This window comes from Pseudomonas sp. SST3 (assembly GCF_003325755.1).
This window is the reverse complement of the sequence record NZ_QORI02000028.1, coordinates 38,944-47,367: the sequence shown is the minus strand read 5'-3', so window position 1 is coordinate 47,367 and position 8,424 is coordinate 38,944. Positions and strand designations below refer to the sequence as shown.

Below are 8,424 nucleotides of genomic sequence, written 5' to 3'. Positions count from 1 at the left end.
CGTCAACCTGCGCCATGCGCTCTACAGCKCTACAGCGCGGCGCTGCAGCCGTTCGTGCGTCATCTGTCGAGCCGCTGGCGAGTGCCCTTGGCCTTTTGGCTGACCGATGAGGCATTCGCTGTCATCCAGCATCGCTACGCCCGCGACGATGCCTCGCCGTACAAGCATTGGTTCTTCTTCGGGGCGGCGCTGACGATGTACCTGAGCTGGCAACTGGCAACCCTGGCGGGTATTGCGTTTGGCCAGGCGGTACCGAACATCGCCAGCTGGGGCCTGGATTTCGCCATGATCGCAACCTTCGTCGGCATCGCCGTACCGATGATGCGCACCCGGCCGCAGGTGGCTTCGGCCCTGGTCGCCGCGGCTGTGGCGTTGCTGACCTGGGAATTGCCGTACAAGCTGGGCCTGATCGCCGCGGCGCTGGCCGGCATCATCGTTGGCGTCTGGCTCGAGCAACGGGCCGAGCGTCGTCAGGGGGAGGCGAGCCAATGCAAACCTGGCTGCTAATTTTCGGCATGCTGGCGATCACCTTCATGATTCGCTACAGCTTTTTCGCCTGGCCTGACCTGCGCTTCCCGCGACTGGTGGAGCAGGGGTTGCACTACGTGCCGGTCGCCGTGCTGACCGCCATCGTGGTGCCCGGCATGCTGATGCCCGAAGGGCACTGGGCGCTGGATTGGCAAAACGCCTACCTGCTTGGAGGGCTGTTCGCGATTCTCATCGCGGCGGTTACCCGCAACCTATTGGCGACCATCGCCGGCGGGTTGTTGTGTTTCTTTCTCTTGCGCTGGGCGTTCGGGCAGCTGCCAGTGTGACGGACCGCCCAGCAGGCCACTCGACAGCGACCATGATGTGTCCTTCCGTGGCCTGCCACGCTCCAACAAACAACGTCCTCTCCATGGAACCGGATCGATGACCAAGCCCCACTCGCAGTTCACCCTGTTCGGCAAGCGGCGTTTCCTGCCGTTCTTCCTGACCCAGCTGTCAGGTGCCTTCAACGACAATCTGTTCAAGCAAGCGTTGATCCTGGCGATCCTTTACAAGATCGGCTCGAATGCCGATGCCAGCTTGCTGATCAATCTGTGCGCGCTGTTGTTCATCCTGCCGTTCTTTCTGTTCTCCGCGTTCGGTGGGCAACTGGGCGAGAAATATCCCAAAGAGCGGTTGATCCGCGCGATCAAGGCCGGCGAGATCTTCATCATGCTTGCCGGCGGGGCGGGCATGCTGTTGGGCAACCTGCCCTTGCTGCTGGCCGTGCTGTTCTGCATGGGCACCCAATCGGCGCTGTTCGGTCCGGTCAAATATTCGGTGCTGCCCAAGCTGCTCGAGGATCACGAGCTGGTCGGTGGTAACGCGCTGGTGGAAATGGGCACCTTTCTGGCGATTCTCGCCGGGACCATTACCGCCGGGGTGATGATGGCCAGCGAGGGCTATGCTCAGCTGATCGCTGCCAGCGTGGTGCTGGTGGCCATCGCCGGTTATCTCGCCAGCCGCGGAGTGCCCGCGACGGGCGCCTCTTTGCCATCCCTGCAGATGGACTGGAACCTGTTTCGTCAGACCGGTGCGATCTTGCGCCTGGGGCTGGGGCAGCGCCTTTCGGTGTCGCGCTCGCTGATCGGTAACTCGTGGTTCTGGTTTCTCGGCGCGACCTACCTGACCCAGATTCCGGCCTATTCGAAAGATCTGCTGCACGGCGATGAAACCGTCGTCACGCTGATCTTGACGGTCTTTTCGGTGGGTATCGCCCTTGGTTCGCTGCTCTGCGAGCGGCTCTCCGGGCACAAGGTGGAAATCGGGCTGGTGCCGTTCGGCTCCTTCGGCCTGACGCTGTTCGGCCTATTGTTGTGGTGGCATTCCGGTGGCTTTCCGCAGGGCGCGATGCCGCATGACTGGTTGGGATTGCTGGGGTTCGGTCAGGCCTGGTGGATCCTCGGGTCGGTGCTGGGGATCGGTGTGTTCGGTGGGTTCTACATCGTGCCGCTGTATGCGCTGATTCAGTCGCGCACGGCGGAGCAAGAGCGGGCGCGGGTGGTGGCGGCAAACAACATTCTCAATGCGCTGCTGATGGTCGCCTCGGCGCTGGTCGCCATCTTGCTGTTGAGCGTCGCCGGGCTGTCGATTCCCCAGCTGTTCCTCGTGGTATCGCTGATGAACGTGGCGGTAAGCGCCTACATCTTCAGCATCGTTCCCGAATTCAGCATGCGGTTTCTGGTCTGGCTGCTCGGCCATTCGATGTATCGGGTACGCCAGCAGGGCCTCGACGCGATCCCCGAGGAAGGCCCAGCAGTGCTGGTCTGCAACCATGTGTCCTTCGTTGATGCGCTGCTGATCGCCGGTGCCGTGCGCCGGCCCGTGCGTTTCGTTATGTACTACAAGATCTTCCGTATCCCGGTACTGAACTTTATCTTTCGGACCGCGGGCGCGGTGCCTATCGCTGCTCGACATGAAGACGAAACCATCTACAGCGAGGCGTTCGAGCGCATCGGTCGCTACCTGAGCAACGGCGAAGTGGTGTGCATCTTTCCTGAAGGCAAGCTCACCACCGATGGCGAGATGAACGAGTTCAAGGCTGGGGTCGAGCGCATTCTTGAGGCGAATCCGGTGCCGGTGGTGCCCATGGCGCTGCGCGGTTTATGGGGAAGTTTTTTCAGTCGCGATCCGAACAAAGGCTTCTTCCGCCGGATCTGGTCCCGGGTCGACCTGATCGCCAGCGCCCCCGTCGCCGCGAACGAGGCCAATCGTCAGCAGCTGCAGGCGCAGGTCAGTCTGCTGCGTGGCGACCGCCGCTAAGCGCAGGTCGCCACGTCGCCTCTACTTGATCTCGATGCGTTCCAGCAAATACGCCTTGGCGCTGGCGTCACCGATCCGTGCGGCTTCGTCGGCCAGGCGTAAGGCACGTTCCAAGTCTTTGCTGGCCAAAGCCGCATCGATGCCCTGGCGGTAGTAGGCCTGGGTTTCCGGCAGCACCGCAGGGGCGGGCACGGAAGGCAGATCGTTACCCATTTCGCGACCGGTGCTATATGCGGGTACGTAGGTGTTGGCCTGCTGCCCCGCGGCCTTGTCTTCGATCAACACCATCTTGATCACACCGGTGGGTGAATGCTGCGCAACCGGGTCGGGCAGACTCGGCGGCTCGTTGCCCAGCGCCTTGGCATATGCCTTGGCGGGGTGTTCCAGGGTGGTCTGGCCCGATAGCTGGCCTTCGTTGGCATAGAGCACCAGGTAATACTCGTTGCCGGGGTTATCCAGGTAGGTGCGATCGACGCGTAGGCGCGCATCCAGGCTGTCGCCCTTCAGGCCGGCGGCGGGAGCATAGATGAAGTCGTCGGCATCGAGGATGCGCGTGGGGCGCAAGTTGCTGTCGAGCAGCATGGCGCTGGGGGCCAGCACCGTCTTGCCGGCCTGGCTGTAGAGGCGAATCTCGAAAGACTTGCTGCCCTTGGGTAGGGCGAAGGCCCGGAAGAAGCTCTTGCCGCTGTCGAAGCGGTAGGCCGGGGCCGTGGCATCCAGCGTCACGTCACCGCTGAAGGTCACGGGAATCGGCTGGAACGGAAAGTCAGCGATCGCGTCGCAGCAGATCGATGCATCTGCCAATGCCTGATGCGCGCTGGTTACCGATTGCTCCAGCGGCGCGGGCGTATGCGCCAGGGCATCGACCCGGCGCAGGGGATCACTGCCGCAGCCGGCAGTCAGCAGCACGGCGAGGCCAAGCAGGGGAAGTCTCAGATTGCTCATAAGGGCAACTCCAGTCGCCAATCGAAAAAAGACCCCGACCAGCCACGGTCGGGGTAAAAACACCGCCGGAACGGTGGGAGCGGAAGTCGAGCAGTGCAGTCGACGGGCGCAGCGGAGGATTACCGCGCCACGCCGGTCTCAGGCGCTACCACCAGGCCTCGGCCTGCACGCCGAAGGTCAGGCCGTCGTCGTCGCCGGCGTCGATGGATTCGCTGGCAGCCTGGTAGCGGCCACCGTCCCACTGGGCGTAGGTGGCAAATACACGAATCTGTGGGCGTGCCCAGAAGCTGCGACCGGCTGACCACTGCTGAGCGAGGGTGAGCTTCTTCAGATCACGGCTGCGCTCGCCGTCGGCCTGCGGGTCGACGCGGTCGTAGCCGAACTCCAGCGCGGTGCTCATGGTGTCGGTCCACTTGTAGACCGGGCGCACGCCGAAGGAGAGCCATTTCTGGCCGGAATCGTTGTCGAAATCGCGATCTTCATAGATCTGCACGTACATCATCTCGATGGTGTCGGTGATGCCGACGACGCCCTGGTTGACCAGGCGGAGCATGTCGCCATCGCTGTTACCGGTGCTGTTTCGACCGCTGCTGCCGATGATGCCGTCGGTGCCGTACTGAACCGCCAACTTGTTGTAGCCGCCGAACCAGCTGGCCTGGGTGTGTTCGAGGGTGACCAGGTGACCTTTCTGATCGGTGTAGCCCGGGTCGCTTTCCTGCTCGTCGGTGAGGTTGGCCTTCCCGTAGTCGTAGCCGATCTCGAGCTTTCCGTTGGGGTTGACGTCGATCTCGGCCAGACGGAAGTCGAGGGTATCGTTGGCGATGTTGGTCCCGGTACCCGAACCCTGGTAGGTCCAATCACCGTCGGTGTTGCGGATCCAGGCGATGCTGGCCTTGGCGAAGCCCAGGTCGATATCCTCGATGCCGGCGCCCGGACCGGATACGTCCCAGTAGTAGTAATCGTTGATGTGCACGTCGTGACGCTTGTAGTAGCGCTTTCCGGCCCAGATATCGGCGCCCGGTAGGCTCGCGATCAGGTTGTGGCCGACCACGTTGAACTGACGGATCGCGACGTCCCCGCCTTCATCGAAGGGGTTGTTGGCGTCGCCGTTGGTATCGGTGCGGGTCGCTTCCCAGTCGTTAGCCTGACGCGAGTTGTAGGCGATCATGCTGTCGACGTAGAAGCTCTGTTCGCCTTCCTTCCACACTTCCTGACCCAGGCCGATCTCGGCATAGGTTTCGCACTCGTTGCCGAGGCGATATTTGGCTGGCGCCCCCGCGGCCTGAAAGCAGGCCTGATCACCGCCGCCGGCGGTGGCACCGACGCCGGAGCGCATATAGCCATGAAAATCCACCGCATGGCTCGGCATGGCCGCCAGCAGGGCAGCGCAGAGCAGGGTGGGTTGCAGAAGACGTACGGATTGTTGCCGGTTCATCGCGAAAGTCCTTTGTTCTTTTTGTTGGTCGGGAGCGGCCGGCGCGGTACGGCCGGTCAGGCACGGCCGACGAGGTACTGCGAGCCGTGACGCCTGCATCGGCCCGGTGGAGTGCGGATCGAGCTGGCGCTGAACGAAAGCCTGCGGATCGGCGATGTTCGCAACATCCTCCCGGCAAGATTTTTTCGAGGCGGAGCGGCAGGGCGTAGCGAGGGAGGAGGGCGGCCTGCGAAAGGGGCGGTGCGCATTACGCCTGGCCACTAAGCCCGAGAAAAACCCCTCGGGGAGGTATGGCATGGCCGGATGACGCGGCAGTCTGGCCCGGGCGGTGGCGTTCGCGTCACTGTCTGCGCCCGGTCGACCGGGAATCCGGTGGCCGCTGTCGGGTGCTCACAACAATTACAAAAGTGGAGCTACTTCGATGAAACATCCCTTGCTTCCTGCCCGCCTGGCCTTGGCGGTGTCCTCCTTGCTGCTGACGCTTAGTGGCGTTCACGCAGCCGATCTCGCCGGCAAGAGTCCGGGCGGTGTTCGTTACCACGGGGGTGACGAAATCATCCTCCAGGGTTTCCACTGGAACGTGATCCGCGAATCGCCCAACAACTGGTACAACACCCTGCGCGACATGGCGCCAACCATTGCTGCTGATGGCTTCAGCGCGATCTGGATGCCGGTACCCTGGCGCGATTTTTCCAGCTGGAGCGACGGCGCCAACTCCGGCGGCGGGGAGGGCTACTTCTGGCACGACTTCAATAAGAATGGCCGCTACGGCAGTGATACTCAGCTCAAACAGGCGGCCGGGGCGCTCAACAACGCCCAGGTGAAGGTGCTCTACGACGCGGTACCCAACCACATGAACCGAGGTTACCCGGACAAGGAAATCAATCTGCCGGCCGGGCAGGGATTCTGGCGCAACGATTGCGCCGATCCCGGCAATTACCCCAACGATTGCGACGATGGCGACCGTTTTATGGGTGGCGATGCCGACCTCAACACCGCCAACCCGCAGGTCTACGGGATGTTCCGCGACGAGTTCGCCAACCTGCGCAGCAACTACGGTGCCGGCGGTTTCCGCTTCGATTTCGTCCGCGGTTACGCCGGTGAGCGGGTCGACAGCTGGATGGGAGCGGCGCATGACAACGCCTTTTGCGTGGGCGAGCTCTGGAAGGCACCGGCCGAATACCCGAGCTGGGATTGGCGCAATACGGCCAGTTGGCAGCAGGTGATCAAGGATTGGTCCGATCGCGCCAAGTGCCCGGTGTTCGACTTCGCGCTGAAGGAGCGCATGCAGAACGGCTCCATCGCCGACTGGAAGAACGGCCTCAACGGCAACCCCGATCCGCGCTGGCGCGAGGTGGCGGTGACCTTTGTCGACAATCACGATACCGGCTATTCACCCGGCCAGAACGGAGGCCAGCATCACTGGGCGCTGCGTGACGATCTGGTGCGTCAAGCCTACGCCTACATACTCGCGAGCCCCGGTACACCCGTCGTGTACTGGTCGCACATGTACGACTGGGGGCACGGTCCGCTGATTCGTCAGCTGATCCAGATCCGTCGTGCTGCGGGTGTGCGGGCTGATTCGGCGATCGAGTTTCACAGTGGCTATTCCGGCCTCGTGGCGACCGTACGGGGCACAGCGCAGACTCTGGTCATGGCCTTGGGTTCGAATCTGAGCAGCCCTGCCGAGGTCAGCAGCGGCAGCTTCAGCCAGGCGTTGAATCAGGACGGCCAGCTGCGCATCTGGACCACCGGCAGCACCGGTGGCGATGAAGGCGACGGCGGTGGCGATGGCACCATGGTCAGCGTCAACTTCCGCTGCGACAACGGCATCACCCAGCCTGGCGATAGCGTCTATGCAGTGGGCAGCCTGGCCCAGCTCGGCAGCTGGAGCCCGGCGAATGCCGTGCGACTGACTGACGTCAGCAATTACCCGACCTGGAAAGGCTCGATCAGTCTGCCGGCCGGGCGAGCCGTGGAGTGGAAGTGCATCGTGCGCAGCGAAGCTGATCCGACCCAGGTCAAGAGCTGGCAACCGGGTGGCAACAACAGCCTGACCAGCGCATCGGGCGTAACCACCGTCGGCAGCTTCTAGCGGGGCTTGGCTTGCCGGGCCCGTTCGGGCCCGGTTCCGTTTGTTAGCAGCGGGACAGGGGCGTCGGGTATCAAACCACCTGCCAGCGCTGAGCCAGGTGGCGAGCCTCCCTTAGTTGGTGCAATAAGGGGTTTCGGGCGGGGACTGCGACCAGGCTCTGCAGGTCCGAATGACGCTCGCGCACCGTGCGTTCCAGCCAGCCGATACGCGCCAGCGTCGAGGGCGTACAGGTCTGACCGCTGAGGTCGTCGTGCAGGTCTAGCCAATGCGACCGCCAGGCTTCCTGCAGGTACAGCTGTTCGGGACAGCTGACCAAGGCGTGCCGCCAGGTGGCGATGATGCCGTCCAGCCAGTCGAGCACAGCAGACGTGGCGCCGCGGCTTGCGAGTTCTGCGCGCAAACGTTGGTAGGCATCGATGGCGATGCGCTTCTCCGACGCAAAAGCATTGAGCGCAAGCTGGTCACCATGCTGTTCCAGCTCCAGTAAATGGCCGAAATACTGGCGGGTCTCGAAGCGTTCTGCGGCGTGGAATTGTGGCATCGAGGTGCCGTTGCTGTTGAACTCGCGCAGCGGGTCGAAGCGGTACATATAGCCGAAGTCGAACAGTCGCACCTGGCCATCGTCGAGGGTGTTGCCCGGGCACAGGTCCCACTCGAACAGGCCGCCTAGCAGTAACGCCACCAGCGTATCGAACAGTTGCACGAGCTGGCGCTCGTCCCAGGCCTGGATGGGCGTACCTTCGATCCAGGGAGAGAGCAGCACGCCGTGGCGAAAGCTGGCATAGCGGGTGTCGACGATGGCGCTCAGCCGCTCGCCAAGCAGCGGGTCGCGCTTGAGCTCGCGTAGATCGGCGCGCCGCTGAATTTCGTTGAGAAAACTGGTCTGCCCATCGACGTTCTGCACCTTGCATTGGGCGCGGGCACGCTTGAGGGTCCAGTCCTGTCCGCCCGCATGGAGGCGATAAACGTGTGCGGTCAGCCCCGCGCTGAAACGCTCGCGCACGTAAGGCTCGTCACCCTGCGTGGAAACAAGCTGATCCAGCGGAAAAGGGCAATCGTCAGGTGTGCCGATTTCCAGTTCCGCACCGCTGGCGACGAAAGCCAGCTGCGCGGCGTGGCGATGTTGTTCAGGTGTCATGGCGAATCCTCAACGATTGGC

General features: G+C 63.0%; 7 protein-coding genes. 4 read left to right on the top strand and 3 right to left on the bottom strand.

From position 1 onward, the window contains the following. From DQ405_RS20665 to DQ405_RS20655, 3 genes are all read left to right on the top strand, one after another. Window positions 1-507, top strand: a 507-nt coding sequence (locus tag DQ405_RS20665; RefSeq protein WP_446730901.1) for an AzlC family ABC transporter permease, incomplete at its 5' end; no start/stop codon positions are given. Beyond that, on the top strand, window positions 489-815 hold the full coding sequence (locus DQ405_RS20660; protein WP_168425912.1) for an AzlD domain-containing protein: 327 nt from the start codon (window positions 489-491) through the stop codon (window positions 813-815). The genes DQ405_RS20665 and DQ405_RS20660, both read left to right, overlap by 19 nt. Before the next feature lie 97 nt (window positions 816-912). Next, window positions 913-2,790 carry an MFS transporter gene (locus DQ405_RS20655; RefSeq protein ID WP_168425911.1) on the top strand — a complete coding sequence of 626 codons (1,878 nt, stop codon included), beginning with the start codon at window positions 913-915 and terminating at the stop codon, window positions 2,788-2,790. 21 nt (window positions 2,791-2,811) lie between these two features. Here DQ405_RS20655 and DQ405_RS20650 read toward each other — a convergent pair whose 3' ends face one another. Then, on the bottom strand, window positions 2,812-3,735 hold the full coding sequence (locus tag DQ405_RS20650) for a MalM family protein (RefSeq protein WP_168425910.1): 924 nt from the start codon (window positions 3,733-3,735) through the stop codon (window positions 2,812-2,814). Between the two features lie 145 nt (window positions 3,736-3,880). Continuing rightward, on the bottom strand, window positions 3,881-5,170 hold the full coding sequence (locus DQ405_RS20645; protein WP_168425909.1) for a maltoporin: 1,290 nt from the start codon (window positions 5,168-5,170) through the stop codon (window positions 3,881-3,883). 421 nt (window positions 5,171-5,591) lie between these two features. Between DQ405_RS20645 and DQ405_RS20640 the strand changes: the two genes are divergently transcribed. Further along, a complete protein-coding gene (locus DQ405_RS20640) occupies window positions 5,592-7,265 on the top strand; it encodes a glucan 1,4-alpha-maltotetraohydrolase domain-containing protein (RefSeq protein ID WP_168425908.1) in 1,674 nt (557 codons plus the stop codon). Window positions 7,266-7,335: 70 nt separating this feature from the next. Here the strand turns inward: DQ405_RS20640 and DQ405_RS20635 are convergent, their stop codons facing one another. Next, window positions 7,336-8,403 (bottom strand): hypothetical protein, encoded by a 1,068-nt coding sequence (locus tag DQ405_RS20635; protein WP_168425907.1) that lies wholly within the window; start codon window positions 8,401-8,403, stop codon window positions 7,336-7,338. Between the last annotated feature and the right edge of the window lie 21 nt (window positions 8,404-8,424).